The organism is Thermococcus celer Vu 13 = JCM 8558, assembly GCF_002214365.1.
GTDB lineage: Archaea > Methanobacteriota_B > Thermococci > Thermococcales > Thermococcaceae > Thermococcus > Thermococcus celer.
This window is the reverse complement of record NZ_CP014854.1, coordinates 1,793,809-1,819,609: the sequence shown is the minus strand read 5'-3', so window position 1 is coordinate 1,819,609 and position 25,801 is coordinate 1,793,809. Positions and strand designations below refer to the sequence as shown.

The following is a 25,801-nucleotide window of genomic DNA, read 5'->3' as shown; positions in this document are numbered from 1 at the left end:
ACTCCCCTCGCAATCGTTTTTGATTTTACCTATATCTATACTATAGCCCTACCCCCAGTTATATATTTTACGGTTGTAAAGTTTTACAAGCGAATAAATGTTAGGGTTTCGACAGAGAAATGCAAAATTTTCAGAATTTTCGAAAAAATCTCCACAATTATTGACAATATAATGTCGACTTGAGGGCAAACCTTTTTATTCTGTTTCCCAGTTCAATGTGGGGACAGCCGATGAATGTGATAATGACGACCAAAGTGGATCCAGCATCCATGAATATTAAGAGGAAGCTTATAGAGAATTTCGGATTTAAAGAGGGTGAGAGAATTTTTGATGGAAATTCCCTCTATCAAAACGGAAAAACAATAATCCTGACAACCAATGATGAGATGATTTACTATGACAATCTTGATCATGAAATTGAGAAGCAGCTTGGATTCAAGCCCGAGATCATAGCCTTCGCCTCCAGGCACTCGAGCAAGAAGAAACTGCCGGCGTTAACCGTTCACGTAACGGGGAACTGGGGCAAGGCGATGTACGGCGGGAAAGACGAGAGCCTCGCTGTAGCCCAGCCGAGTGCGATGAAGCTCGCTTTGCTGAAGATGAACGAGCTCAACGACCTCGGATGGCTGGTCTGCTATGAAGCCACCCACCACGGCCCGAGCGAGCTGGAAGTGCCGAGCTTCTTCATCGAGATAGGCTCAAGCGAGGAGGAGTGGGTAATCGACAGGGCAGGGGAGATAATAGCCGAGACGATAGTTCACGTGCTTAAAAACTACAAAAAGGCCAGCTTCCCAGTTGCCGTTGGAATCGGGGGCGGGCACTACGCGCCGAAACAGACGAGGAGGGCACTCGAAACGGACATCGCCTTCGGTCACATCGCCCCCAAATACGCCCACCCGCTTAAGAAGGAGCTGGTTCTTAAAGCGATCGAGAGAACCGTGGAAAGGGTTGAGGCCATATACGTCGACTGGAAGGGTAGCAGGGGCGAAACCAGGCAGATGGCCAGAACCCTCGCCGAAGAACTGGGGCTGGAGTTCATCAGGGATTGACCAATCGAAATCTTTAAAGATGTTAAGCGGGATTTAAAAATCAGCATTCGCCCTTAGCTAAACTTATATACCACCTGCCTGAAAGTGGAAAGGGTGTTAAATTGCCCGGAGGGTGGAAGGATGTTGAAGCTGATTGAAGATGCCATCGAAAGAACCTCTGCCGACCTCACCAAGGCTCCGGAGGTCCAAGTTCCCCAGACGGACGTTGATGAGGAGCTCAAGAAGATCCTGGAGCAGATACAGGCCAAGATCTATGTCGTTGGTGTCGGCGGTGCCGGCTGTAACACCGTTAACAGGATGATGCAGGTTGGCATACAGGGCGCGAAGATAATCGCCGTCAACACGGACGCCCAGGATCTCCTCAAGATCCGCGCCCACAAGAAGATACTCATCGGTAAGGAGCTGACGAGGGGTCTCGGGGCCGGAAACAACCCAAAGATGGGTGAGGAAGCGGCGAGGGAAAACGAAAGGGACATACGAGAGGCCCTTGAAGGCGCCGATATGGTCTTCATCACGTGCGGTCTCGGCGGCGGAACGGGCACGGGTGCCGCTCCAGTGGTTGCCGAGATGGCCAAGAAGATGGGAGCGTTAACCGTCTCGGTCGTCACGTTGCCCTTCACCGTCGAGGGCATAAGGCGCATAAAGAACGCCGAGTACGGTCTCGAGAGGCTCAGGAAGAACAGCGACACCGTCATAGTGATCCCCAACGACAAGCTCATGGAGGTCGCTCCAAACCTGCCCATCCACATGGCCTTCAAGGTCGCCGATGAGATACTCGTTCAGGCCGTCAAGGGCATCACCGAGCTCATCACCAAGCCCGGGCTGGTCAACCTCGACTTCAACGACGTCAGGGCCGTCATGAAGGACGGCGGCGTCGCCATGATAGGAATCGGCGAGAGCGACAGCGAGAAGAGGGCCCTCGAGGCGGCCCAGCAGGCGCTGAACAGCCCGCTCCTTGACGTCGACATAAGCGGTGCCAAGGGCGCCCTCATAAGCATCAGCGGAAGCGACGTCAAGCTCGAGGAGGCCCAGCAGGTAATAGAGCTCGTCACGAGCAAACTCGATCCGGAGGCGCAGGTCATCTGGGGCATCCAGCTCGATGAAGAACTCGAGAAGATGATAAGGATACTGATAGTGGTCACCGGCGTCAGCTCGCCCTACGCGGTTGCGGAGGAGGAGAGCCAGTATCCCCTGGAGGAGGGGGAGAGAAAGATTATTAAGCTCGACCTTGAGGAGCTTTGACGACTTTCGTTTTCAAAATTTGGAGGGGTGACGAGGGTGGCAACGAACATGGAAAAGCTTAAAAACTTCTTCGCGGAGTCGCGGAGGGTTTTAATGGTCACAAAAAAGCCCGGTATGAAGGAGTTTAAGCTTGCAACGAAGATCACGGGCATTGGAATGACCCTGATCGGTCTTATAGGTCTTGTGATTCGCCTTATCGGCTACCTGATCACCGGTTCCTGAACCGGCAACGGGTGATTGAAATGAGCGACGGCAGGATATTCACAGTGCGCGTCACCGTCGGCCAGGAGGAGACCACGGCCAAGCTAATATACAGCAAGGTTAAAACCTACAACCTGCCCGTTTACGCGGTACTCGCTCCGTCGAAGGTGAAGGGTTACATCTTCGTCGAGGCGCCCAGCAAGAGTGCCGTTGACGAGGCTATCAGAGGCATAAGGCACGCGAAGGGCACCCTTCCCGGTGAGGTTAAGTTCGGGGAGATAGAGCACTTCCTCGAGGAGAAGCCTGCCGTGAGCGGCTTCGAGCCCGGTGACATAGTCGAGCTCATCTCCGGGCCCTTCAAAGGCGAGAAGGCAAAGGTCACGAGGGTTGACGAGGCCAAGGACGAGATAGTCGTCGAGCTCATAGGTTCGGTCGTCCCGATACCGGTCACGGTGAGGGGCGAATACGTTAGACTTATAAGCAAACGCCGGAAGGAGTGAACGGTCAAAGGACAGAGGTGAGAAAGATGCCACAGGTTGTTGAGGTGCTCGTTGAGGGAGGAAAGGCTTCACCTGGACCACCGCTCGGTCCGGCAATCGGTCCGCTCGGGCTCAACGTCAAGCAGGTCGTCGACGAGATAAACAAGGCCACGAAGGACTTCGCGGGCATGCAGGTTCCCGTCAAGATCATCGTTACGGATCCCAAAAAGAAGACCTTCGAGATAGAGGTTGGTGTTCCACCGGTTAGCCAGCTCATCAAGAAAGAGCTCGGCGTTCCCAAGGGTTCCAGTGAACCGGTTCACAGCCCCGTTGGAAACCTAACCATGGAGCAGGTCATCAGAATAGCGAAGGCCAAGGCGGACCAGATGCTCGCCGCTGACCTCAAGGCCGCGGCGAAGGAGGTCATCGGCACCGCCCTCAGCATGGGCGTCACCGTCGAGGGCAAAGACCCCAGGGAAGTCCAGAAGGAGATTGACGAGGGCGTTTACGACGAGATTTTCGCAAAAGAGGAGTGAGGGAAAAGTTTAAAAATCCCTCCTTTTACGCATCTTTGACTTTTCGTTGCTCAAATCAAAAAGGAATGGAGGGCTTCGAATGGCCTTTGAAAAGCAGAGATTCGTGGAAGCGGTGAAGGAGGCGAAGGCCCGGGCTAAGCCGCGCAACTTCACACAGACCGTCGAGATGGCAGTCAACCTCAAGGATATAGACCTCCGCAAGCCGGAGAACAGGTTCAAGCTCGAGGTTGTGCTGCCCCACGGTCGTGGGAAGGAGCCCAAGATCGCGGTCATCGCTGATGGTGCCGTTGCCGAGGCGGCTAAAAAGCTCGGGCTCGATGTGATTAGTGGAGAGCAACTCGAAGAACTCGCCAAGAACCCAAGGCAGGCAAGGAAACTGGCGAAGAACTACGACTTCTTCATAGCGGCCGCACCGCTGATGCCGAAGATCGGTAGGTACCTCGGTCGCTACCTGGGTCCGAGGAACAAGATGCCACAGGTGGTTCCACCGACCATGACCAACCTCGAACCCATAGTCGCCAGGCTCAAGAAGACCGTCAGGTTGCAGCTCAAGAACAACCCCGTCGTTCACGCCAGGATAGGAACCGAGGACATGGACGACGAGAAACTGGCCGAAAACGCCGAGGCGGTTCTCAACGCCATCGTCAACAAGCTGGAGCGCGGCGAGAACCAGGTGAAGTCAGTGTACATCAAGACCACCATGGGGCCGGCAGTTAAGGTGGAGAGGTGAGGGAGATGGCCCACGTAGCCGAGTGGAAGAAGAAGGAGGTTGAAGAGCTCGTCAACATCATCAAGAGCCACCCAGTGATAGCGCTCGTTGACGTTGCCAACGTCCCGGCCTATCCACTGAGCAAGATGCGTGAGAAGCTCCGCGGAAAGGCGCTCCTCAGGGTCAGCAGGAACACCCTCATAGAGCTCGCCATAAGGAGGGCCGCCCAGGAACTCAACAACCCCGACCTCGAAAAGCTCATCGACCACATCCAGGGAGGGGCTGGAATCCTCGCCACCGAGATGAACCCCTTCAAGCTCTACAAACTCCTTGAGGAGAGCAAGACCCCCGCTCCTGCGAAGGCCGGTGTCGCGGTTCCCAGGGACGTTGTGATCCCGGCGGGCCCAACTTCAATCTCACCCGGTCCACTCGTCGGTGAGATGCAGGCCCTTGGCATACCCGCGAGGATAGAGAAGGGTAAGGTCAGCATCCAGAAGGACTACACCGTCCTCAAGGCCGGCGAGGTCATAACCGACCAGTTAGCCAGGATACTAAACGCCCTCGGCATAGAGCCGCTCGAGGTCGGTCTCAACCTGCTCGCGGCCTACGAGGACGGGATCGTCTACACGCCGGACGTCCTCGCGATAGACGAGAGCGAGTACATCAACATGCTCCAGCAGGCGTACATGCACGCCTTCAACCTGTCCGTCAACACGGCCTATCCGACGAGCCAGACCATCGAGGCCATCATCCAGAAGGCGTTCCTTGGAGCCAAGAACGTTGCCGTTGAGGCCGGATACATCACACCGGAGACGGTTGAGGACATCTTCGGCAGGGCCATCAGAACCGTCCTGCTCATAGCACAGCAGTTGCCCGAGGAGCTGCTCGACGAGAAGACCAAAGAGCTTTTAAACCAGCAGGCACAAATAGCCGTTGCCGCTCAGCCTCAGGAGGAGAAAGTTGAGGAGGCTGAGGAGGAAGAAGAGGAAGAGGAGGAAGCTTCCGAGGAGGACGCGCTCGCGGGACTGGGCGCGCTCTTCGGCTGAACTTTCCGTTTCCCTCGTATCCCCAAACGTGTGAAATGGATGAAAATGAAGATGATTGGAGGTGCGAAAAATGGAGTACGTGTATGCCGCTCTGCTGCTCCACGCCGCTGGTAAGGAGATAACGGAGGAGAACCTTAAGGCTGTCCTTGAGGCCGCCGGTGTTAGCCCCGACGAGGCAAGGATAAAGGCCCTCGTTGCCGCCCTTGAGGGCGTCAACATCGACGAGGTCATCGAGAAGGCCGCCATGCCGGTTGCCGCTCCGGTGGCCGTTGCCGCCGCTCCGGCCGCTGAGGCTCCGGCCGAGGAGGCCCAGGAAGAGGAGGAAGAAGAGGAAGAGGAGGCCAGCGAGGAGGAGGCCCTCGCAGGTCTCGGCGCCCTCTTCGGTTGAACCCCCTTTCTTTTGTCCGCCCCCGGGCGGACGTCCAATCCCTTTTCTTCTTACATCCCCGTAGTGCACGACGAAAAAGGAGCAAATTCAAGGGGTTTACAGTCTTTCGCGCCCCTTCGGAGCGCTATTCAAGAGCAAACCCCACCATAAAAGCTTTCTTAAGAAGAGTGAATTCAAAACCCAAGAGCAGTCTTTATCTTTAGCAAACACCCTTAAACTGTTCCTTGAAAAAAGAATCATCCTTTTCCGTCAACGCTTTCGCAAGAAAGGGTTGATATGGTGGGCCCGGGGGGCTTCGAACCCCCGACCACGCGGTTATGAGCCGCGCGCTCTGACCAGGCTGAGCTACGGGCCCTCTGGTGGCGCCGCCGCCCGGACTCGAACCGGGGACCGCCGGATTAACAGTCCGGCGCTCTACCGACTAAGCTACGGCGGCACGACCCAATGTAGGGAATACCGGGGGATTTATAAAATTTACGGTGGCGAGATCTGAGAGAAAACTTTATATTTCCGTTCGGTCTCCTTAAAAGCGTGCCCCGGTAGCCTAGCTTGGTGGGGCGGCGGACTTGTAATCCGCCGGTCGCGGGTTCAAATCCCGCCCGGGGCTCCACACCAACAGCCCGTTCAAACTTTTGGAAAAAGTTGATCAAAAGGTTGTGATTCTCTTTTTGGGTGATTTTGAGGCGTGTTTGCTTCTAAAAGGGTTAATCTTGAATTCGCCGTTAACGTGCTTTTGACGATTGAATGCCTTTTAACAGCGCATTAAAAACGTGGGGGAGGGGTATAACCCCCTCAAATATCAATATCCCCCTTCTCCCCCAGCTCCCTGTACATACGCCACGTTATTATCGGCCTCTTGGCGGCTATGACGTCGTCCACCCTCCTCACGGCGGTGTTGTGGGGGGCGGCCTTAACGATCTCGGGGTTGCTGTATGCCTCGTCACTTATCCTCCTCAGAGCCTCTACGTAGGCGTCGAGCTCCTCTCTGCTGACTGTCTCCGTGGGCTCTATCATGAGGGCCTCATGGACTATCAGCGGGAAGTATATCGTCGGCGCGTGAAGGCCGAAGTCGAGCAGTCTCTTCGCCACGTCAAGGGCCTTTACGCCCGTCTCCCTCTTCATAGGCTCCGCGGAGAACACGACCTCGTGCTTCCTGAGCTCCTTGTGAGGCAACTCGTAACCTTTTGTCCCCTTGAGCTTTTTGGCGATGTAGTTGGCGTTGAGAACAGCAACTTCACTGGCCTCCCTGAGCCCGTCGGCCCCCATAACCTTGAGGTAGGTCAACGCCCTGACCATAACCGCGAAGTTGCCGTAGAGCTCCTTCACCTTTCCTATGCTCTTGGGGACGTCGTAGTCGAGGTAGTAGCGGTCGTTCTCCTCGTCGTAGCCCACGAGGGGCACCGGGAGGTAGTCCTTGAGGAAGTCCTTAACGCCAACGGGCCCGCTTCCGGGACCGCCGCCGCCGTGGGGCGTCGAGAAGGTCTTGTGGAGGTTAAGGTGGACGACGTCGAAGCCCATGTCGCCGGGCCGAACCTTGCCGAGGATTCCGTTCAGGTTTGCCCCGTCGTAGTAGAGGAGGCCGCCGGCCTCGTGGACTATCCTCGCTATCTCGAGTATCTCGTCCTCGAAGATGCCGAGGGTGTTGGGGTTGGTGAGCATCAAACCCGCGGTTCTCTCGCTCACCGCGCTCTCGAGGGCCTCAAGGTCAACGGTCCCGTTCTCGTTCGAGGGTATCTCGACGACCTTGAAGCCGGCCATCGCGGCACTCGCCGGGTTCGTTCCGTGGGCGGAATCGGGAACGAGCATCTCCGTCCTCTCCGTGTCGCCCCTGTCGATGTGGTAGGCCCTTATTATTGAAACGCCCGTGAACTCCCCGTTGGCACCCGCGGCCGGCTGGAGGGTGAAGCGGTCCATCCCGGTTATCTCCTTGAGCCATTGCTCCAGTTCCCACATCACCTTAAGCGCTCCCTGAACGGTTCTCTCATCCTGGTAGGGGTGGACGTAGGCAACGCCGGGATGATTGGCCATCTCCTCGTTTATCTTGGGGTTGTACTTCATGGTGCAGGAGCCGAGCGGGTAGATGCCGCTGTCGACGCCGTAGTTCATCTCGCTAAGGCGCGTGTAGTGCCTCACCACCTCGGGCTCGCTCAGCTCCGGAAGGTCGAGCGGGCTCTTCCTCCTCAGCTTCTCTGGAATTTCAACTTCAACGTCCTCGATCGGCTTCGGAAGTGTGTAGCCGACCCTCCCCGCGCGGGAGAGCTCGAAGATAAGGGGTTCGTCCCACTTAGCCTGGCGGAACATTCAGGCCACCTCCTTCAGGGCCTCTACGAGCGCATCGATCCATTCCTTCTTCGTAGTCTCCGTGGCGGCGAACAGGGCGCTCTCGCCGAGCTCCGGGAAGTGTTCTCCCACGTAGTAGCCGCCGTGGATGTTTCTCTCCAAAAGGGCCTCGTGTATCTTCCCGTAGGGCTTTTCGAACCTCAGGAGGACGTCCTTGAAGTTAACGCCCTCAAAGGGAACCTCCGCGATCTCACTAAGACGTTTCTTGAGGTAGGCGGTGTTCTTTAGTACCGTCTCACCGAGCTCCCTCAGTCCCTTCGGCCCGAGGGTGGCCAGGTGAATCGCGGCCGCGACGGCCACGAGGGCCTCGTTCGAGCAGATGTTGGAGGTGGCCTTCGCCCTGCGGATGTGTTGTTCCCTCGTCTGGAGGGTCATCACGAAGGCCCTCTCTCCGTCGGCGGTCCTGGTCATGCCTATTATCCTTCCGGGCATCTGGCGGACGAGTTTCCTGTCGTTCCTCGTCGCGAAGATTCCAGCCCTCGGTCCTCCGAAGTTCATGGGGTTGCCGAAGTAGGCGGCCTCGCCGACGACCACATCGGCGCCGAGCTCTCCCGGGGCCTCGACGATGCCGAGTATCGTCGGGTCGACGCCAACTACGAACAGCGCCCCGGCCTCGTGGGCAATCTCCCCTATCTCCCTGACGTCCTCCTCGAGTAGGCCGAAGAAGTTGGGAACCTCGACGTAGACGCCGGCCGCGCCCTCGACCGCTTCCTTAAGCTTCTCGAGATCCATCTGACCCCTCTCGTTCCACGGAACCTCCACGACCTCGAGCCCGGGGCCCGTCGTGTACGTTCCGAGGATCCGCCTCTTCTCCGGGCTGAGGTGTCTCGGCACCACGAACTTATTTCTCTTTGTTACGCGGGCGCTCATCAGGGCCGCCTCGGCCATGGCCGTTCCCCAGTCGTACATCGAGGAGTTAACTATCGGCAGGCCCACGAGTTCGGCTATGAGGCTCTGGTACTCGAAGAGCGCCTGGAGCATTCCCTGACTTATCTCCGGCTGGTAGGGAGTGTAGGCGGTGAGGAACTCGCTCCTCTCGATGAGGTACCTAACGTGCGCCGGAACGTAGTGGAAGTACGTGCCCGCTCCAAGGAAGCTGGGCATCTCGAGGACTGTTCGGTTCTTGGAGAGGACCTCGTTGAGCTCGAGAAAGACCTCGTACTCGCTCTTTCCCTCGGGCAGGTTGAACTCCTTAACCATCCCCTTGGGAACGTCCGAAAAGAGCTCTTCGATGGAGGAGAGCCCCATTTCTTTTAGCATCTCCTCCCTATCGGCGGAGTTCGGTATGTAGTGTTTTCCCATACCCATCACCCTCTAAACTTTAAGATGCTCGTTGAATGTTAGGGTCCAACCCATATATGCTTTGTGCCGTGGTAAAAGTTTAAAGGCCGCCAGGACACTTAGGGTGGGATCGCCATGATAATCGCCTTCGACTTCGACGGAACGCTGGCCGACACCTATTCGTGCATCGAGGAGGCCTTCCTCAGGGCTCTGAAGAAGCGTTACCCCTGGCTACCCCTCAAGGGGCTCTGGGCGAAGGCCCTAACGGGGATCGAGAACTACTTCGAGAGACCAACCTTTGGAAGCCACAGGAAGACGTCAAGGCCCCCCTTCTTCCTGAGGACGAAGTTCTTCGAGGCCTGGTTCGAGGAGAGGGCGAGGCTCAGCAAACCGATAGACGATGCCCCCGAGCTCCTGAGGAAGCTTAGGGAGGAGGGCCACACGGTAATCTCCTTCTCGGCCGAGGACTTCATAGATGGAATGAAGGTTAAGAGGCTCAAGATGATGGGCATCTACGACCTCTTCGACGACGTCATCGTTTTCGGGAGGGAGATGACGATAGCGGAGGCCTTTGACCTCGTCCGGAGCAAATACGGGAACGACACGTTCATCTGGGTGGACGACAAGCCCTGGCGCTTCGTGGGCCACGGCGACGAGAACACGGAGTACGTCTGGTACTACTTCCCCTTCAGCGCGAGGTTCGTCGAGAAGAACCGTGAGCGGCTCGCTCTGATTCCCCGCCTGCACGTGATACGGGACCTGTGGAGCCTTTTCGACGTCATAGAGAGGGTGAAGAGAGGCTAATCGGAGTCTGCGTTGGTGTACTCGAGGGTGTCCTCGACGAACTCGTCGTACGTCTCCCTATCCACTTCCTCAAGTTCCAGTTTGAACTCCTTTCCAAGGGCCCACCTCACGGCGACGTCCCCCCTGTCCGTTTCGGCCATTATCAAGCCGAAGGGCAAATCGCCGGCCCAGTGGTGCTTCGAGAACCTTATGGAGAAACCCCTCCTCCTGAGTTCGTCCAGCACGAGTTCGTACGTTTTAACCGGCCCGTGGGGGCTCCTCGCGAAACCAAGGTAGGGCATTTTTACTCACCGTTGTCTACTTGGTGGCAGATTTAAAACCCTTTCGGTTACCCTAACAAAACTTAAAAGCTGAACCTCGAACTCGAGCACATGAAACCGGTACCCCTCCCCGGAAAGGCGCTCAGACTTGGAAACGCGCTCGTCGTAGCGGACCTCCACCTCGGCTACGAGGTCAGCATGGCGAGGGAAGGTTTTTACCTCCCGAGGGTTTTCCACGAGGTCGTCGCGAACCTGAAGAAACTCCTGAGGGCGGAGAGACCGAAGAGACTGGTAATCGACGGCGACCTCAAGCACTCCTTCGTCCCGGAGTGGCGCGAGAAGGAGGAACTCAGGGCCTTCGTGGAGGAGGTCTCGCCGATGGTCGAGGAGATCGTCCTCGTCCGGGGCAACCACGACGTCGGGACGCTCTGGTTGAGGGAACTGGGCGTTGAGGTCGTCGATGAGCTCGAATTAAAAGGATGGAAGCTGGTCCACGGTCATAAGCTCGTGGAGGGGGAGCGCTTCATAATCGGCCACGAGCATCCCGCGATAAGGCTCAGGGACGAGGTTGGGGCCATTGTCAAGGTTCCGGTCTTCCTGATGGGTGAGGAACTGGTGGTTCTCCCGGCCTTCAGTCCGTGGGCCTACGGGAACGACGTTCTAAGGGAGATAGTATCGCCGTTCCTTCGTGAGTACGATCCCGCCAGCGCGCGGGTTCTGGTTCCCGTTGATCAGGAACTTCTCGATTTTGGTAGGTTAAGAGACCTGAGCAGGGCTTTAAGTTCTATCTGATGCCAACCTTTTAATACCGGGAGCCCAACTACCTCCGGGTGGTATAATGAGAAAGGGATACATGGGAATCATCGGCGTGCTTCTCGTTCTCACGGTCCTGGTGTCAGGGTGTATCTCCGGTGGCGGAAGCGGGGGTGGAAATAGCCCGACGACAACCACGACCAGAAGCCTGCCTTTTACGAAAGGGCAGCTTGAGAGTGCGGTTGCCGGAATAGAAAGCTATGAATACGTCATGGACATCAAGACCTACAACGGGACCAACCTTACCGCAGCGCTCCATTCCAAAGTCGCCATAGATAAGAAAAACGAGATGAAATCCTCGATCACCGTCGCCAGTAGGACCGGAAAGCTGGTCTATGAAGTATACTACTACACGACTAAGGCGGGATTCGTCACGCTGACCAACAGGAGCGGTCTCGTGAACTGGCAGTTCTCGTGTTATGAAAAAGGAAAGGGTCCCGAACTTAACTCCACCCTCCTTGATAACCTCTGGAGGGGCTTTCCCCTCGAAAACGCAACGGTAACAGCCGAAGGGGACTACTACCTCATCACCGTTAACCACACCCTCTGGAGTGAAGGGAGAACCGAAAAAGACTACAGCGGCACCGTGACGGTAAAGCTGACCCGGGATCTAATCCCTGTTGAGATACTTCAAAGGGCGTACTACACGAAGGACAATGAACGCTGGGTTGACGAGATTAAAATAGAAATAAGCGGCATCAATTCGGCCTCCGTCGAGCCCCCTCAGCCTCTCGTGAGCTATCTGGAGGGCCAGGGACTTGACATGGAGGAACTGTTCAGCGAATGCTAAACCTTTAAATCTTCAACCCCAATTTTCTTTGGTGAAGTGATCAATGGACGTGCTAAGCGTTTTGCTGTTCTTCGCATACGCTCCGGCCCTGATTATACTGTGGTACTTTTACCACGCCGACAAATACGAGCCCGAGCCGAGGAGGTACGTTGTTGGGACGTTCGTGCTCGGAGGGACTCTCTCCGTTGGAATCGCTTATCTCCTTGAAAGCTTCCTCACCCTCGGCGGCATAGTGAAGCCAATTCTCCCGCTGACCGCTTTTTACGTCGCGCTCGTGGCGGGACTCGTTGAGGAGCCGGCAAAAGCGCTGGCGATAGCCTGGCCCTTCAAGGCGGGACAGATGGACGGTATAATGGACGGCCTCGTCTACGGCGTCGCCGCCGGCCTTGGGTTCGCCACCACCGAGAACTTCCTTTACGGTATGGGATACGGCGTTGCCGTGACGGTTGTGCGTGCTTTCCTCACCCCCTTCGCCCACGCGACTTGGAGCGCCATAATCGGCGTTGGCTACGGTTTGAAGGCCGAGGGGAGGGCGTATTCACTCGTGCCTTACTTCAGCCTCGCGATGCTGCTCCACATAACCTGGGACTACTTCGCGTTCCTTAGCACAGCGGTTCCCGCATACAACATCATCCTGATACTTCTGATACTCATCAACACCGCTATACTCCGCCAGTTCCTGATACTCGGTCAGCTGGAGGACGCGTCCCGCTTCTGGTACTACTGGTTCAAAAGGGGGGATGGGATGTGAAACTGGAGGAGGCCCTCTTCGAGGCGAGACCCTACGTTGAATACTACGAGAAGCTCGAAAACATCGTAAAACGCCTCTGGGATGAGTCAACGGACGAGGAGAACTTCGTTCAGCTCCTCAACGAGGAGATAGAGCGCGCGAAGGAGCCGTTCAAGACAGACCTCAGGATATTCCTCCAGAAGTTCGAGGCGCTTTGAACTTTCCAACCGTCGAGAACGTAAACGAGCCCGTCAGGATAGAGGTTCCCGATGGCAACAAGGAGCGGACGCCAGCGCATACTCACACCAGAAGAAGTAAAGAAAAGAACCTTAAAAGGTTTTACCTCAGTCCAAGGCCTTTGAGGTAGTCCACCATATTTTCGACGTCGCCGGTTATGACCCCCTCGAAGAGGCCCTTGAGTTTGGCCAGGTTGTCGTCCCTGTAAAAGAGGGCGTCGTTCCCCGACCAGAGGACGACCTTAAGCCCAATGGAGCGCGCCCATTGGAGGGCCCCAATGGTCTTCTCGAGCCCGAGCATGTAGATGGCCTCAACCGGAACGTTTATCGACCAGAGGTTGAGCTCCTCCTTCAGCTTAGGAACCATCGGAACGACTTCCTCGCGCTCTATGAGGAGGCCCATCCTGGTGGTATCGTCCTGCTTCCTGTACTCCCTGAGCGCGTCCAAGTTGAAGGAGGACACCATCACCCTCTCCGGGTTGCTGGAGGCCACGATTTCGGCGACCCTCTCAACCGCATCCGGGTCCTTGATCTCGACGTTGACGAGCGCATCCTTGGGAAGGGCCTCGAAGACCTCCTCGAGGGTCGGGATCCTCTCGCCCATCCCGATGTCGGCCCCCTTAAGCTCCTCCAGCGTCATCTCCTTTATCTTTCCACTCATGTTGCTCGTCCGGTCTATGGTCTCGTCGTGCATGACGACTACTTCCCCGTCCCGCGTGAGCCAGACGTCCAGCTCGATTCCATCCGCTCCTGCTTCAATGGCCTTCCTAAAAGCCAGAAGGCTGTTCTCAGGGTAGTGGCTCATGTAACCCCTGTGTCCGAGGACGATAACCCTATCCCTCTCCCACATGTGCATCGCCCCTTCCGGATACACCGCCGGCGTAAAAAGTTTTCCTCAGCCTCGCCGGGTCGTCGGAGATAACGACATCGACAGAGGGCAAAAACCTCGGAACCCATGTCAGCTCGTCCATCATGTAGTTCCACAGGTAGATCCTCAGGCCGCGTTTCCGAAGGGCCCGCAGAAGAACCACCAGCGGCCGGTAACCGACGTAGGAGACCGCATCGATGGGAACGTGAATCGAGTGGAGGCCCCTGAACCGTGCTATCCAAGGAACGGAGGGGTAACCGATTACGGAGAAACCGACCCTGCAGTCGGGGCACTCCCTGAGGAGGGTTTTAGTTATCCCGGGGTCGTCGGCCGAGAAAACCGCCCGTTCGGTTGCCCCCTGTCTTTCCACGATTTTGAGGGCACCTTCGACGGCCTCGGGCTCCTTGACGTCCACATCGAATAGGGCACCTGAAAACTCCTTCAGAACCCTCTCCATCGTCGGGACCATGCTCCCGAGCGGGTGTAGCCTCTTCAGCTCCGCAATGCTCAGGTCCCTTAACCTGTACCGCGAACCATTCGACCAAAAGGTATCGTCGTGGTGGATCACAACCTTCCCGTCGCCCGTAACCCTAACGTCGAACTCTATCCCGTCCGCGTAGCGGAGGGCGCGCCTGAAAGCGGTCGGGGTGTTCTCGATGGGGCCCCTGAACCCCCTGTGCCCGAGGATTACCGGCCGTCCACTGTTCATAGTTGTCATATGTTCAACCGCTCAGAAATGAACTCACAAGCCTTAAAAGTTTCGTCCGGCTATTCTTCCCGTTGATAAAACCCACTACGGGATGGGGGTGAACGGGTTGGAGTTCAAATATTCAAGGATATTCATCCTCGGTTTTGGGTTCTTCGGAATAAGCATAATATGGGCCCTCTACAACGCTTACATACCGATATTCCTGCAGGACACGTTCCACCTCAGCAAGACCGTGACCGGTTTCATCATGACGATAGACAACCTCTTCGCGGTTCTCCTGCTCCCGTTCTTAGGTGCGCTGAGCGATATGACGCGGACGAGGCTGGGGCGCAGAAAGCCCTACATACTCCTCGGTGCACCCTCCGCTGCGATAATGTTCGCGCTAATACCGGTTTCAAGGGCACACGAGAACCTCGCCCTCTTTATGGGCACGATAATCTTCATGAACTTCTTCATGGCCCTCTTCCGCTCCCCGGTAATCGCCTTCATGCCCGACATAACCCCGAGCGAGAAGAGGAGCCAGGCCAACGGTATAATCAACTTCATGGGCGGCCTTGGGGCCCTTTTAGCCTACTTCGGCGGTAAGGTCCTCTACGACATCAACTACGCCTACCCCTTCTACCTCGGTGCGGCGGTGATGCTCCTCGCCAACCTGCTCGTCGTCCTCTTCGTCCCCGAGCCCGAGGAGTACCGCGTTCCGGGTGAGAAGGTCAAGATAAAGAAACTCCTCTCGGAGACGTCCCACAAGAGCTTCGGAGAGCTCAAAGAGAACCTCAAGGACGTCTTCGCGAGCCACGAGCGGAGTTTACTGGCCATACTCCTCGCGATATTCTTCTGGTTCATAGCGTTCAACTCGCTGGAGACGTTCTTCACGAGCTACGCCAAGTACCACCTCGGCATCGAGGAGAGCACCGGTGCCTTCATGCTCGGCACCTTCTCCCTCAGCTTCATGATATTCGCGATTCCCGCGGGCTTCATCGGCGCAAGGCTCGGCAGGAGGAGGACGATAACGCTCGGACTCATGCTGGTGGTGGTCATACTGATAGGGGCCTACCTCGTCGGGGAGAGCCAGAAGCCCGGCTCCAGCTCCCTAACCGACCCCGTAGTGATGACCTTCATGGGGCTCTTCTTTGTGGGGGGCCTGGGATGGGCCATGGTGAACGTGAACTCCCTGCCCATGGTCGTTGACATGACCACGGAGGAGAAGCTCGGCGGTTACACGGGACTCTACTACTTCTTCAGCCAGGCGGCCAACCTCGTTGCGCCACCGCTGGCCGGAGCCTTCCTCGACCTCATCGGCTACAGGACGCTGTTACCCTTCGCGGTAACGTTCTTCATCCTGGCGGCGATAGCCATGCAGTTCGTCAGGAGGGGCGACGTCGTCAGGTACCGCGGTGATGCGCTCGACTACGTCCCCGACATGGACTGAACCTTTCATTTTTTAGCTCTGGAACGTATACCAAAACGTTAAAACTCTCCTGGACATAGACACACAAATAATGGAGGTGGTACCTTTGGAGCGAAAGGGATTCAGCTGGGGTGTTGTTCTCGGTCTCGCCCTTCTGGGCTTCAGCAGGAGTGTCGGCTGGGCCCTCAACAAGGGACTCTCCTTCCCGTTGCTCTCCAGTTACACCGGTTCGGCGTTTGTTAAGGGAACCATACTGGCCATGGAGGGCTTCATAGGTCTGTTCGTGCCGCCGCTCCTGGGCTATTACAGCGATACCCTCAAATCGAGGCACGGGAGGAGGCGGCCGTTCATAATGGCCGGGGGTCTCTTGGCTGGAATCGCGGCGCTGATGATATACACCGGTTACGCGATGGGGGTGCCCCTCTGGGGGTTTGCGTTGACCCTCGGTTTCTTCTACCTGTCGATGCACCTTTACACCGCCCAGTACAGGGCCCTGATGCCCGACACCGTGGAGAGCGGGCAGAGGGGGAAGGCGAGCGGCGTGATAACCCTGCTCGAGTGGGCGGGTAACCTCTTCCTCTTCGGCCTCGCGGGCTTTCTTATAGCGAAGGCCGTGGCCGAGACCGGGGAGAGCGAGGGAATAAAGGCCCTGGCGCAGACCCCCTACCTCAGGATACCCTTCCTCGTAACCGCCCTCTTCCTTATCGGGGCGGCCCTCTTCGTGTACTTCATCGTTAAGGAACCAAAAGCTCCCGAAATAGAGGAAAACGAGAATCTGGGGGCGTACCTCCGGAGCATAGTGGAGAAGAGGGACTTCCTCAAGTTCTACACCGCCCAGACCCTATGGTGGATGAGCTTCGAGTTCATAGGCATCTTCCTCTACGGCATACTGGCCTACATACTCCACGGTTCGGCCACGGAGGAGAACGTGAAGGCCGTTACCTCGCTCGGTCTCTACCTCATGGCCCTCTTCAACGTCACGGTCCTCATCGGTGCCCTGCCTGGGGGCATAATCTACGATAAACTCGGAAGACGCCTGAGCATAATCCTCGGCGGCCTGATATTTGCGATTCCCCAGCTCTGGGGATGGTTCATAACGACCCAGACCCAGATAGTCATCGCCCTCGGGGTGGCAGGAATCGGGTGGGGAGTTCTCATGGCGGCGTCCTACCCGGTAATCGGCGACCTGCTCACAAAATTCCAGAAGGAAGCTTTCACCGGGCGCTACTACGGCTTCTTCGAGGCCACCCGCTCGCTTCCGGTCCTGCTCGCGGGGGTCATAGGCGGTGCGATAGTCGACCTCGCCGGTGGGAACTACAGGGTGCTCTTCCCCATAGGGGCCCTGCTCGTCCTCCTGGCGATGCCGATGATATGGTACATGAAGAACCTCGACGTCGAGGGGAACGCGGAGAAGGGTTAAATACTTTTTATTTCTTTTTCATTAAGGTGGATTTTGAACGAGGTGAGTGATGATGGCCATCATCTGGATTATACTCGTCGTAATCCTGTTGCTTTTCCTGGCCTTCCTCGGCTTTTCGGCCTTCGTGGCTTACAAGATGACCAAGCCGGAGCGCTTCGTCGGTGACTGGACGCCAAAGGACCTCGGCTTTGACTACGAGAACGTCGAGTTCACAACGGAGGAGGGTCTTAAGCTCAGGGGCTGGTGGATAGAGGGAGGAAGTGATAAAACCGTTCTTCCGCTCCACGGCTACACGAGGAGCAGGTGGGACGACGTTTACATGAAACAGACGACGGAGTTCCTCCTCAACGAGGGTTACAACGTCCTGGCCTTCGACTTCAGGGGACACGGCGAGAGCGAGGGGAAGTACACGACGGTTGGCGAGAAGGAGCTCCTCGACGTCAAGGCGGCCGTTAAATGGCTGATGGAGAACCACCCGGAAAAGGCACGTAGGGTCGCTCTCGTCGGGTTCTCCATGGGGGCGGTAGTCACGATACGCTCCCTCGCGGAGATCGAGGGGGTCTGCTGTGGAGTGGCCGACAGCCCTCCGATCTACCTCGACAGAACCGGCGCGAGGGGACTGAGGTACTTCGCCAGCCTTCCCGAGGGGCTCTACAACTTCGTCAAGCCATTCACGAAGCTCTTCAGCGGGGCGAAGGAGCTGAACATGGTTGAGTACGCGGATAGGGTGCGGAAGCCCCTCCTCCTGATAGCCGGCGAGAAAGACCCCCTCGTGAAGGTGGAGGAAGTGAGGGAGTTCTACGAGCGGAACAGGAGCGTAAACGGGAACGTCGAGCTCTGGGTGACGGACGCCCCCCACGTCAGGACGCTGAAGCTCCACCCCGAGGAGTGGAAAAGGAAGGTCGGGGAGTTCCTCGGGAGGTTTCTGTGATACCCTTTTATTCGATCTGCTTTCTTTTCACCTTTGAATCACGAGAACGGCCTCGGCTAACCCTCTTCTCCTCACCGCTCAGCGTGGCTAACGCTCGTCATCGGCCGGAGGAAGTCGATGCCAAGGTTTTAAAAAGGGTCCGCCGAGGATGGAGGGGGGATGAAGAGCGTTTACCGGTCGGAGCTTGATGAAGAGACTGGCACTGGCCGACCCCTAATCCTTGAAGAGCTCGTGCTCGACCAGCGCAACTATGTCGTTGTGGATGTCCTCGACGCTCGCGAGGGCGTTCACTATCCTCATCTCCGGGAAGCGCTCCGCCAGCTTGAGGTAGTTCTCGCGCACCCTCCTCTGGAGCTCCGCTATTTTATCGAACTCGCTCTTTATGCTCCTCCCGTTGATGCGCTTCATGCTCTCCTTGACTGGTAGGTCGAGGAGGATCACGATGTCCGGCCGAACGGCGAAACGATTCAAGTCGATCAACCACTCGAGGTCGAGGCCCCGGGCCCACTGGTAAGCGAGGGACGAGTAGAAGTAGCGATCGGATATGACGATTTTACCCGCCTCGAGGGAAGGTTTTATGAGCTTCGCAACGTGCTCCGCCCTGTCGGCGGCGAACAGAAGTGCCTCCGCCTCGTGGCTTATCCTTGAACCGTCGATTATTCCCTCTTTACCACCCGTTAGAACGAGCCTCCTTATCAGCTTCCCAAAGGCTGTATCGGTTGGCTCTTTCGTAAGGATCACTTCGTAACCCTTATCCTCGAACCACTTCGCCAAAAGCCTTGCCTGCGTTGATTTACCCGCGCCATCGATGCCTTCCATGACTATGAACGCTCCCACAGATGCCACCCCCAAAACGAACGAGGATTGGGATCGCCCCTTTTAACCCTTTTCTCCCGGGGATTCCGATATGTAAAAAGGGTAAACGGTTCAAAGACTCTTCTTCATGTGGTCGAGGAGCTTCCACACGCTACCGAACTCGAGTTCCTCACCCTCCCGGTAGAACTCGACGATGCCATCGGGCCTGAAGCGCAGTCCGAAGTCGTAGTCGCCCTTCCCGAGCTTGTGGAGGAAGACCTCCTTGGGCTTCGGCGGGATGTAGCTCGTCATCATGTCGTTTATCAGCTCGGTTTCGAAGCCGAAGTGGTCGCTCATACGCGGGAAGAAGAGCACTGCAGGGGTGTTCATGGCGTCAACCAGGGCCTTGCCCTCAACCCGGAAGTTGTAGTGCTTGAAGACCTCGTGGAGGAAGTCGTCGAGGGCGTTCGGGTAATAGACCGTCGCGCCGATGTCGTTGGGCTGGGCCTCTATGAAGTTCCTGCTCTGCAGTATGGCGTCGATCTCCTCGGTGTCGAGCCCGCTCACGTAAACCCTGACCCCACCGTGGTAGTAGACGTACGCCAGCGGGAGACCCTTCCTCATGGCGAAGTCCTTCAGCGCTATAAGCGGAATCAGACGGACGTCCATTATGGTTGAGCCCGTGCTGACTATTCCAACTACCATGGCACGCTTTCCGTACCTGGATATGGCCCTGCCATCCCTTCCAACTATTATCGTTCCGTGGGATATCGTTCCTATCGCCCTTCCAAGGAGGGCGAGTTCTTCGGGGTTGAAACTCTGGGAATGGTACACTTCCATCTCCACCACCTCAATCCGGGAGTATTATACTCTCCCCACCTATCCTTGACTCCACCCATATCTTAACGTTGGAGCCTATCTTGCTGAAGTCCTCGATGAGCGTGTTGTCGCCTATAACGCTACCCGGCTGTACGAGGACACCCCTGCCGATGCGGACGTTTTCCCCTATTATGGCCTCCTTGATCTCGGTGCCCTCCCCTATGACCGCCCCCGAGAATATCACCGAACGTTCTATTTTAACGTTTCTGCCGATTTCCACCTCATCGCCGAGAACGGCGAAGCCCCTTATCTCGGGTTTCCTCAGTATGCAACGTTTTCCCGTCACGAGCGCTCCCCCGTACTCGAGGTTGCCCTTGAGGCCCTCCGTTCTGAGGCCCGGTAGGTGCAACCTGCCGAGGAAGACGTCCTCTATAGCCTGAAGGTAGCTCGATGGTCTCCCGACGTCGTTCCAGTACTCGCTGAACGGAAACCCGTAGAGGGGCAGATCGTTCTCGAGCATCCGGGGGAAGAGGTCCCTGGAGAAGTCGAAGTTCTTTCCCTTCGGAACCAGGTCAAAGGCCTCGGGCTCGAAGACGTAGATGCCCGCGTTGACGAGGTTGCTGAAGGCCTCCTCCGGCTTTGGCTTCTCCTTGAAGCGGAGGATCCTGCCGTCTTCGTTGATTATCGCAATGCCGTATTGTGTTGGGTCGTCCACCTCCGATAGGGCTACCGTCGCGAGGGCCTTTTTCTCGTGGTGGTAGTCATAGAGGGCCTTTAAGTCAAGGTTCGTGAGCACGTCGCTTGAGACGACGAAGAACGCCTCGTCCATTTCCCTCGCTACCTTCTTGGTGGCCCCCGCCGTGCCGAGCTTCACGTTGTCCTTGTCCGAGTAGTGGATCTCGAGCCCCCATTTGCTCCCGTCCCCGAAGTACTCCATTATGCGCTCCTTCAGGTATCCGACAAGAACGTATATCTCATCGACGCCGGTCTCGGCAAGTTTCTGAACGATGTACTCCATCAGCGGCCTGTTGAAGAAGGGTATCATCGGCTTTGGCCTGTAGACAGTCAGCGGAAGGAGCCTCGTGCCCCTGCCACCTGCAAGAACCACCGCCTTCATTACGCGCACCATCGTAGTATATCACCACCGGTTAATATACTTTGCGCAGGGATGAAGAAACGTCGCTCAACAATCACGGGATTTCCTTGGGCCGTCATTTTGGCAATATGGTGGATTAAATTGCTTTAACTATGACGACCAGCGGTCGATGTTTCAATTTGCGCCGGTCAGGACGACAAAGGATTTTTAAGAGTGAGACCAACTCCCATCGGAGGCGATGTTATGAACGCCCTCGAGAGGCTTGAAAAACTCCTCGATAGGGAGCAGTTCGAAAAGATAAGGGCGATAGATAACCCCAAACTCCACGAGTTTCTGGCGGGGTGGATAGAGTGGCTCGAGCCGGATAGGGTCTTCGTGTGCACCGACGGTGAGGGGGACGAGAACTACGTCCGCTGGAAGGCCCTCTATTACGGCGAGGAGAAGCCTTTGGAGACACCTAACCACACCGTCCACTACGACAACTACTACGACCAGGCGAGGGACAAGGCCAACACGAGGATCCTCGTTCCCGGTGGAAAGGAGATCCCCTTCCTGAACACGAAGGACAGGGAGGAGGGACTGAGGGAGATAAGGGAGCTCATGAAGGGAATAATGAAGGGCAAGGAGCTCTTCGTGTGCTTCTTCGTCCTCGGACCGAGGAACTCGGTTTTCACGATTCCGGCCGTCCAGCTAACCGATTCCGCCTACGTGGCCCACTCCGAGTTCATCCTCTACAGGAAGGGTTACGAGGAGTTCAAACGCCTTGGGAGAAACGCGGACTTCTTCCGCTTCGTCCACTCGGCAGGGGAGCTCGACGAGAGGAAGACCAGCAAGAACCTCGATAAGAGGCGGATTTACATAGACCTTCAGGAGGAGACCGTTTACTCCGTCAACACCCAGTACGGCGGGAACACAATAGGACTCAAGAAGCCAGCGTTCAGGCTGACGATAGCCAAGGCGGTTAGGGAGGGCTGGCTGAGCGAGCACATGTTCCTGATGCGCGTCAACGGCCCCAACGGCAGGAAGACGTACTTCACGGGGGCCTACCCGAGCATGTGCGGGAAGACCTCCACCGCCATGATAAGCTGGGAGAACATAGTCGGCGACGATTTGAGCTTCATAGTCCCCTTCAACGGCGTCGCGAGGGCGGCTAACGTTGAGAAGGGCGTCTTCGGTATAATCCAGGGCGTCAACCCGGAGGACGACCCCATCATCTGGAAGGTCCTCCACTCCCCGGTCGAGATAATCTTCTCCAACGTCCTCGTCAAGGACGGGAAGCCCTACTGGAACGATATGGGCGTGGAGATACCGGACGAGGGAGAGAACCACAGCGGAAAATGGTGGAGGGGCAAGAGGGACGCTGAAGGGAACGAGATACCGCCCAGTCACAAGAACGCCCGCTTCACGGTTAGCCTCGAGCACTTCCCGAACGTGGACATGGAGGCCCTCGAAGCTCCATGCGGCGTCGAGCTCGGCGGAATGATATTCGGCGGCCGCGACAGGGACACCTGGCCACCGGTCAGGGAGTCCTTCGACTGGAAGCACGGCGTTATCACAATGGGGGCCTCGCTCGAGAGCGAGACGACGGCCGCGACGCTCGGCAGGGAGGGCGTCAGGCAGTTCAACGCCATGGCCATACTCGACTTCATGAGCGTCCACCTCGGTGAGTACATAGAGAACTACCTACGCTTCGGCGAAAAGCTCAGGAAGGCACCGAAGATATTCGCGGTCAACTACTTCCTCCGCGACGAGGAGGGCAACTGGCTCAACCGCAAGCTCGACAAGGGCGTCTGGCTCAAGTGGATGGAGCTCAGGGTTCACGGGGACGTCGACGCGATAGAAACGCCCATCGGTTACATCCCGAAGTACGAGGACCTGAGGAGACTCTTCAGGGAGGTTCTCAACAAGGAGTACACGAGGGAGGACTACGAGAAGCAGTTCACGATACGGGTTCCGGAGCTGCTCGCCAAGATAGAGCGGATAGAGAGGATATACCGCGAGCAGGTTAAGGACGTCCCCGGGGAGCTCTTCGAGGTCCTTGAGGAGGAGAGGAGGCGTCTCCTTGAGGCGAGGGAGAGGTACGGGGACTACATAAGCCCCTTCGCCCTCGAGGGGTGAACCCCTCTTTTCATCTCTTTTTCGTCAAACGCCGAGCGGCAGGCTTTTTAAGGTCGACCCCGAACACGTATCACCCATAATGATACACGGGTGATTGCCATGGCAGAGGTTTTCAATACCCAGGATGTAATCAGGGAGAAGCTTCCCCATCCGCTGAAGGACCTGGCGGAGCTTGCCTACAACTACTGGTGGAGCTGGAACAGACGTGCCACGAAGCTCTGGGAGTACATCGACCCCGAGCTCTGGATGGAGCACAAGAACCCCGTTAAACTCATCCTTGACGTTCCCCGGAGCCGCTTCCGCGAGCTCCTCAGGGACGACAACTTCATGAACCTATACGAGCTCGTTATGGACCAGTTCGAGGCCTACATGAACCCCTCCTCTACGTGGTTCTCCACGAATTACCCCAAGTGGGACAAGCCCATAGTGTACCTGTGCATGGAGTACGGGATAAGCCGGAGCCTGCCCATCTACTCCGGCGGCCTGGGAATCCTCGCCGGGGACCACGTTAAGACCGCGAGCGACCTCGGACTGCCCTTCATAGCCGTAGGCCTCCTCTACAAGCACGGCTACTTCAGGCAGGAGATAGACAAAGATGGAAGGCAGAGGGAGGTTTTTCCGGAGTACAAACCGGAGGAGATGCCCATCAAGCCCGTCCTCGGAAGGGACGGAAGGCCCCTGCTGGTGGAGGTTCCCGTAGAGGATAGAATCGTCTACGCGAGGGCCTTCGAGGTCATCGTTGGCAGGGTGAGGATATACCTCCTCGACACGGACGTGCCCGAGAACAGGCCTGAGGACAGGACGGTGTGCGACTACCTCTACAACGCGGAGATGGACAAGAGGATAAAGCAGGAGATACTCCTCGGAATCGGCGGCATGAGACTGCTCAAGGCCCTCGGGATAGAGCCCGGGGTTGTCCACCTCAACGAGGGGCACCCCGCCTTCGCGAACCTCCAGAGGATGATCTGGTACATGGAGGAGGGGCTGACCTTCACCGAGGCCCTCAGCCTCGTCAGGGGAACCACGGTCTTCACCACCCACACGCCCGTTCCAGCTGGTCACGACAGGTTCCCGATTGAGGAGGTAAAGAAACGTCTCTCCAGGTTCCTCGAGGGAAGGGAAGAACTTCTGGAACTCGGGAGGGAAGGCGACCAGTTGAACATGACCCTCCTCGCCATCAGGACGTCGAGCTACGTTAACGGCGTGAGCAAACTCCACGCGGAGGTCAGCAAGAGGATGTGGAAGGACCTCTGGCCGGAGGTTCCGCTCGACGAGATACCGATCGAGGGCATAACCAACGGAATCCACACCATGACGTGGGTTCACAACGAGATGAGGAAGCTCTTTGACCGCTACCTCGGAAAGGTCTGGAGGGAACACACCAACATCGAAGGCATCTGGTACGCCGTTGAGAGGATTCCCGACGAGGAACTCTGGGAGGCGCACCTCGAGGCGAAGAGGGGGTTCATAGAGCTCCTCAGGAGAAAGGTCCTGAGGCGGAACGAGCGCCTTGGAATCGATGACCCCCTGCCCGAGATGGACGAGAACGCTCTTATAATCGGTTTCGCCAGGCGTTTCGCAACATACAAGCGGGCCACCCTCCTCTTCACGGACCTTGAGAGGCTGAAGAGGATCCTAAACAACCCCGAAAGGCCCGTCTATCTCGTCTTCGGTGGAAAGGCGCACCCGATGGACGAGGCCGGAAAGGAGTTCCTCAGGCGGGTCTACGAGGTCAGCCAGATGCCGGAGTTCAGGGGCAGGATATTCGTTCTGGAGAACTACGACATGGGTAGCGCGAGGTTCATGGTGGCCGGGGTTGATGTGTGGCTCAACAACCCGAGGAGGCCGATGGAGGCGAGTGGAACGAGCGGCATGAAGGCGGGACTCAACGGCGTCCTCAACGCGAGCATCTACGACGGCTGGTGGGTCGAGGGCTACAACGGCAAGAACGGCTGGGTCATCGGCGATGAAACGACCGAACCCGAAACCGAGGCCGACGATGCGAAGGATGCTCAAGCTCTCTACGACCTCCTCGAGAAGGAGATAATCCCCACCTACTACTCCAACCGCGAGAGATGGATATACATGATGAAGGAGAGCATCAAGAGCATAGCCCCTCGCTTCAGCACCCACAGGATGGTTAAGGAGTACATGGACCGTTTCTACTCCAAGGCGATGAGCAACCACATCTGGCTGACGAGGGAGAACTACAGGGGTACTAAGGAGATAGCCGCGTGGAAGGACCGCGTTACCGCGTCCTGGGGCAAGGTGAAGATAGAGAACATCAACTTGAGGGACGACGGAAGTGGCCTTGACGTCACGCTGTACCTCGATGGGCTGGAGCCGGAGGATGTAAAGGTGGAGCTCTACTACGGGGTGAAGGCAGAGGGTTACTATATCGAGAACCCTCACATCATCGAGCTGAGGCATCCAAAAAGGCTTGATGAGGACAGGTGGCTCTACACCTACGAGGGAACGGTGCTGAGGCACCTCGGCGACCCGTGCTGGCACTACGCGCTCAGGGTTTACCCGCACCACGAGAAGCTTCCCCACAGGTTCCTCCTCGGCCTGATCAGGTGGGTTAACCTCGATCCACCCTCTTCCCCGTAACTTTTTACTATTTTATGGTCTCTGCAAACCCGGTGATAAAACTTGGGGATTCAACCCATCTTGGATACATTACGGAATGGAGAGTTACCCTTTTAACCGTTGTGCACCAATGGGGTACGTAAA

At 56.9% G+C, this 25,801-nt stretch carries 26 protein-coding genes and 3 tRNA genes; 19 read left to right on the top strand and 10 right to left on the bottom strand.

Going from position 1 to position 25,801, the window contains the following annotated elements:
• Positions 1–230: 230 nt before the first annotated feature.
• The 8 genes from A3L02_RS09900 (at position 231) to rpl12p (ending at position 5,650) form a co-directional block, all read left to right on the top strand.
• Positions 231–1,049, top strand: coding sequence for a D-aminoacyl-tRNA deacylase (locus tag A3L02_RS09900; protein ID WP_088863751.1), 819 nt, complete (start codon positions 231–233; stop codon positions 1,047–1,049).
• A gap of 120 nt (positions 1,050–1,169) precedes the next feature.
• Positions 1,170–2,291 carry a cell division protein FtsZ gene (gene ftsZ, locus A3L02_RS09895; RefSeq protein ID WP_088863750.1) on the top strand — a complete coding sequence of 374 codons (1,122 nt, stop codon included), beginning with the start codon at positions 1,170–1,172 and terminating at the stop codon, positions 2,289–2,291.
• A gap of 48 nt (positions 2,292–2,339) precedes the next feature.
• Positions 2,340–2,513, top strand: coding sequence for a protein translocase SEC61 complex subunit gamma (locus A3L02_RS09890; RefSeq protein WP_204247235.1), 174 nt, complete (start codon positions 2,340–2,342; stop codon positions 2,511–2,513).
• A gap of 20 nt (positions 2,514–2,533) precedes the next feature.
• Entirely contained in the window at positions 2,534–2,992 is a 459-nt protein-coding gene (locus A3L02_RS09885; RefSeq protein ID WP_088863748.1) for a transcription elongation factor Spt5, read from the top strand.
• Positions 2,993–3,018: 26 nt separating this feature from the next.
• Positions 3,019–3,507, top strand: coding sequence for a 50S ribosomal protein L11 (locus A3L02_RS09880; protein WP_054834491.1), 489 nt, complete (start codon positions 3,019–3,021; stop codon positions 3,505–3,507).
• A 79-nt stretch (positions 3,508–3,586) separates the two neighbouring features.
• A complete protein-coding gene (locus A3L02_RS09875) occupies positions 3,587–4,237 on the top strand; it encodes a 50S ribosomal protein L1 (protein WP_088863747.1) in 651 nt (216 codons plus the stop codon).
• A 5-nt stretch (positions 4,238–4,242) separates the two neighbouring features.
• Positions 4,243–5,262, top strand: coding sequence for a 50S ribosomal protein L10 (locus tag A3L02_RS09870; protein WP_088863883.1), 1,020 nt, complete (start codon positions 4,243–4,245; stop codon positions 5,260–5,262).
• Between the two features lie 70 nt (positions 5,263–5,332).
• The gene (gene rpl12p / locus A3L02_RS09865; RefSeq protein WP_088863746.1) at positions 5,333–5,650 is read left to right on the top strand and encodes a 50S ribosomal protein P1; all 318 of its coding nucleotides are present in this window, start codon (positions 5,333–5,335) and stop codon (positions 5,648–5,650) included.
• Positions 5,651–5,927: 277 nt separating this feature from the next.
• Here the strand turns inward: rpl12p and A3L02_RS09860 are convergent.
• Positions 5,928–6,005 (bottom strand) — tRNA-Ile (locus A3L02_RS09860).
• Positions 6,006–6,010: 5 nt separating this feature from the next.
• Positions 6,011–6,086: transfer RNA gene (locus A3L02_RS09855), tRNA-Asn, on the bottom strand.
• 97 nt (positions 6,087–6,183) lie between these two features.
• Between A3L02_RS09855 and A3L02_RS09850 the strand changes: the two genes are divergently transcribed.
• A tRNA-Thr gene (locus tag A3L02_RS09850) sits at positions 6,184–6,260 on the top strand.
• 182 nt (positions 6,261–6,442) lie between these two features.
• Here A3L02_RS09850 and gcvPB read toward each other — a convergent pair.
• Positions 6,443–7,951, bottom strand: coding sequence for an aminomethyl-transferring glycine dehydrogenase subunit GcvPB (gene gcvPB, locus A3L02_RS09845; RefSeq protein ID WP_088863745.1), 1,509 nt, complete (start codon positions 7,949–7,951; stop codon positions 6,443–6,445).
• Positions 7,952–9,292: an aminomethyl-transferring glycine dehydrogenase subunit GcvPA gene (gene gcvPA, locus A3L02_RS09840; protein WP_088863744.1), complete on the bottom strand. Its 1,341-nt coding sequence runs from the start codon at positions 9,290–9,292 to the stop codon at positions 7,952–7,954.
• A gap of 114 nt (positions 9,293–9,406) precedes the next feature.
• Between gcvPA and A3L02_RS09835 the strand changes: the two genes are divergently transcribed.
• A complete protein-coding gene (locus A3L02_RS09835; RefSeq protein WP_088863743.1) occupies positions 9,407–10,075 on the top strand; it encodes an HAD family hydrolase in 669 nt (222 codons plus the stop codon).
• Here the strand turns inward: A3L02_RS09835 and A3L02_RS09830 are convergent.
• Positions 10,072–10,356: a hypothetical protein gene (locus A3L02_RS09830; protein ID WP_088863742.1), complete on the bottom strand. Its 285-nt coding sequence runs from the start codon at positions 10,354–10,356 to the stop codon at positions 10,072–10,074. The genes A3L02_RS09835 and A3L02_RS09830 overlap by 4 nt on opposite strands.
• Positions 10,357–10,446: 90 nt before the next feature.
• On the opposite strand from A3L02_RS09830, the gene A3L02_RS09825 reads away from it, so the two are divergent.
• The 4 genes from A3L02_RS09825 to A3L02_RS09810 are packed head-to-tail and all read left to right on the top strand — an operon-like array spanning position 10,447 to position 12,886.
• Entirely contained in the window at positions 10,447–11,127 is a 681-nt protein-coding gene (locus A3L02_RS09825; RefSeq protein ID WP_088863741.1) for a metallophosphoesterase, read from the top strand.
• A 46-nt stretch (positions 11,128–11,173) separates the two neighbouring features.
• Positions 11,174–11,938 carry a hypothetical protein gene (locus tag A3L02_RS09820; protein ID WP_088863740.1) on the top strand — a complete coding sequence of 255 codons (765 nt, stop codon included), beginning with the start codon at positions 11,174–11,176 and terminating at the stop codon, positions 11,936–11,938.
• A 43-nt stretch (positions 11,939–11,981) separates the two neighbouring features.
• Positions 11,982–12,689 (top strand): PrsW family intramembrane metalloprotease, encoded by a 708-nt coding sequence (locus tag A3L02_RS09815; protein WP_088863739.1) that lies wholly within the window; start codon positions 11,982–11,984, stop codon positions 12,687–12,689.
• Entirely contained in the window at positions 12,686–12,886 is a 201-nt protein-coding gene (locus A3L02_RS09810; protein WP_237268604.1) for a hypothetical protein, read from the top strand. The genes A3L02_RS09815 and A3L02_RS09810 overlap by 4 nt, the downstream gene beginning before the upstream one ends.
• Before the next feature lie 121 nt (positions 12,887–13,007).
• On the opposite strand, the gene A3L02_RS09805 is transcribed toward A3L02_RS09810, so the two are convergent.
• A complete protein-coding gene (locus A3L02_RS09805) occupies positions 13,008–13,754 on the bottom strand; it encodes a glycerophosphodiester phosphodiesterase family protein (protein WP_088863738.1) in 747 nt (248 codons plus the stop codon).
• Positions 13,738–14,490, bottom strand: coding sequence for a glycerophosphodiester phosphodiesterase family protein (locus A3L02_RS09800; RefSeq protein ID WP_088863737.1), 753 nt, complete (start codon positions 14,488–14,490; stop codon positions 13,738–13,740). Before A3L02_RS09800 ends, A3L02_RS09805 begins: the two co-directional genes overlap by 17 nt.
• Positions 14,491–14,587: 97 nt before the next feature.
• On the opposite strand from A3L02_RS09800, the gene A3L02_RS09795 reads away from it, so the two are divergent.
• From A3L02_RS09795 to A3L02_RS09785, 3 genes are all read left to right on the top strand, one after another.
• Positions 14,588–15,910, top strand: coding sequence for an SLC45 family MFS transporter (locus tag A3L02_RS09795; protein ID WP_088863736.1), 1,323 nt, complete (start codon positions 14,588–14,590; stop codon positions 15,908–15,910).
• Between the two features lie 85 nt (positions 15,911–15,995).
• Positions 15,996–17,309, top strand: a complete 1,314-nt coding sequence (locus tag A3L02_RS09790) for an MFS transporter (protein ID WP_088863735.1) — start codon at positions 15,996–15,998, stop codon at positions 17,307–17,309.
• 52 nt (positions 17,310–17,361) lie between these two features.
• Positions 17,362–18,240, top strand: a complete 879-nt coding sequence (locus A3L02_RS09785) for an alpha/beta hydrolase (protein WP_204247196.1) — start codon at positions 17,362–17,364, stop codon at positions 18,238–18,240.
• A gap of 213 nt (positions 18,241–18,453) precedes the next feature.
• Here the strand turns inward: A3L02_RS09785 and tmk are convergent, their stop codons facing one another.
• The 3 genes from tmk to A3L02_RS09770 all read right to left on the bottom strand — a co-directional run bounded on the left by tmk (position 18,454) and on the right by A3L02_RS09770 (position 20,971).
• Positions 18,454–19,077: a dTMP kinase gene (gene tmk, locus A3L02_RS09780; RefSeq protein ID WP_088863734.1), complete on the bottom strand. Its 624-nt coding sequence runs from the start codon at positions 19,075–19,077 to the stop codon at positions 18,454–18,456.
• Between the two features lie 90 nt (positions 19,078–19,167).
• The gene (locus tag A3L02_RS09775; protein WP_088863733.1) at positions 19,168–19,875 is read right to left on the bottom strand and encodes a phosphohexomutase domain-containing protein; all 708 of its coding nucleotides are present in this window, start codon (positions 19,873–19,875) and stop codon (positions 19,168–19,170) included.
• Positions 19,876–19,885: 10 nt separating this feature from the next.
• A complete protein-coding gene (locus A3L02_RS09770) occupies positions 19,886–20,971 on the bottom strand; it encodes a sugar phosphate nucleotidyltransferase (protein WP_088863881.1) in 1,086 nt (361 codons plus the stop codon).
• A gap of 222 nt (positions 20,972–21,193) precedes the next feature.
• Between A3L02_RS09770 and A3L02_RS09765 the strand changes: the two genes are divergently transcribed.
• Positions 21,194–23,068, top strand: a complete 1,875-nt coding sequence (locus A3L02_RS09765; RefSeq protein WP_088863732.1) for a phosphoenolpyruvate carboxykinase (GTP) — start codon at positions 21,194–21,196, stop codon at positions 23,066–23,068.
• 99 nt (positions 23,069–23,167) lie between these two features.
• Positions 23,168–25,678: a maltodextrin phosphorylase gene (gene malP, locus A3L02_RS09760; RefSeq protein WP_088863731.1), complete on the top strand. Its 2,511-nt coding sequence runs from the start codon at positions 23,168–23,170 to the stop codon at positions 25,676–25,678.
• Positions 25,679–25,801: the final 123 nt, after the last annotated feature.

What these genes read in the sequence shown, in the direction of transcription:
- A3L02_RS09900 (WP_088863751.1), top strand. Translation starts at nt 231, where the DNA reads ATGAATGTGATAATGACGACCAAAGTGGATCCAGCATCCATGAATATT.
- ftsZ (WP_088863750.1), top strand. Translation starts at nt 1,170, where the DNA reads ATGTTGAAGCTGATTGAAGATGCCATCGAAAGAACCTCTGCCGACCTC.
- A3L02_RS09890 (WP_204247235.1), top strand. Translation starts at nt 2,340, where the DNA reads ATGGAAAAGCTTAAAAACTTCTTCGCGGAGTCGCGGAGGGTTTTAATG.
- A3L02_RS09885 (WP_088863748.1), top strand. Translation starts at nt 2,534, where the DNA reads ATGAGCGACGGCAGGATATTCACAGTGCGCGTCACCGTCGGCCAGGAG.
- A3L02_RS09880 (WP_054834491.1), top strand. Translation starts at nt 3,019, where the DNA reads ATGCCACAGGTTGTTGAGGTGCTCGTTGAGGGAGGAAAGGCTTCACCT.
- A3L02_RS09875 (WP_088863747.1), top strand. Translation starts at nt 3,587, where the DNA reads ATGGCCTTTGAAAAGCAGAGATTCGTGGAAGCGGTGAAGGAGGCGAAG.
- A3L02_RS09870 (WP_088863883.1), top strand. Translation starts at nt 4,243, where the DNA reads ATGGCCCACGTAGCCGAGTGGAAGAAGAAGGAGGTTGAAGAGCTCGTC.
- rpl12p (WP_088863746.1), top strand. Translation starts at nt 5,333, where the DNA reads ATGGAGTACGTGTATGCCGCTCTGCTGCTCCACGCCGCTGGTAAGGAG.
- gcvPB (WP_088863745.1), bottom strand. Translation starts at nt 7,951, where the DNA reads ATGTTCCGCCAGGCTAAGTGGGACGAACCCCTTATCTTCGAGCTCTCC.
- gcvPA (WP_088863744.1), bottom strand. Translation starts at nt 9,292, where the DNA reads ATGGGAAAACACTACATACCGAACTCCGCCGATAGGGAGGAGATGCTA.
- A3L02_RS09835 (WP_088863743.1), top strand. Translation starts at nt 9,407, where the DNA reads ATGATAATCGCCTTCGACTTCGACGGAACGCTGGCCGACACCTATTCG.
- A3L02_RS09830 (WP_088863742.1), bottom strand. Translation starts at nt 10,356, where the DNA reads ATGCCCTACCTTGGTTTCGCGAGGAGCCCCCACGGGCCGGTTAAAACG.
- A3L02_RS09825 (WP_088863741.1), top strand. Translation starts at nt 10,447, where the DNA reads ATGAAACCGGTACCCCTCCCCGGAAAGGCGCTCAGACTTGGAAACGCG.
- A3L02_RS09820 (WP_088863740.1), top strand. Translation starts at nt 11,174, where the DNA reads ATGAGAAAGGGATACATGGGAATCATCGGCGTGCTTCTCGTTCTCACG.
- A3L02_RS09815 (WP_088863739.1), top strand. Translation starts at nt 11,982, where the DNA reads ATGGACGTGCTAAGCGTTTTGCTGTTCTTCGCATACGCTCCGGCCCTG.
- A3L02_RS09805 (WP_088863738.1), bottom strand. Translation starts at nt 13,754, where the DNA reads ATGTGGGAGAGGGATAGGGTTATCGTCCTCGGACACAGGGGTTACATG.
- A3L02_RS09800 (WP_088863737.1), bottom strand. Translation starts at nt 14,490, where the DNA reads ATGACAACTATGAACAGTGGACGGCCGGTAATCCTCGGGCACAGGGGG.
- A3L02_RS09785 (WP_204247196.1), top strand. Translation starts at nt 17,362, where the DNA reads ATGGCCATCATCTGGATTATACTCGTCGTAATCCTGTTGCTTTTCCTG.
- A3L02_RS09775 (WP_088863733.1), bottom strand. Translation starts at nt 19,875, where the DNA reads ATGGAAGTGTACCATTCCCAGAGTTTCAACCCCGAAGAACTCGCCCTC.
- A3L02_RS09770 (WP_088863881.1), bottom strand. Translation starts at nt 20,971, where the DNA reads ATGAAGGCGGTGGTTCTTGCAGGTGGCAGGGGCACGAGGCTCCTTCCG.
- A3L02_RS09765 (WP_088863732.1), top strand. Translation starts at nt 21,194, where the DNA reads ATGAACGCCCTCGAGAGGCTTGAAAAACTCCTCGATAGGGAGCAGTTC.
- malP (WP_088863731.1), top strand. Translation starts at nt 23,168, where the DNA reads ATGGCAGAGGTTTTCAATACCCAGGATGTAATCAGGGAGAAGCTTCCC.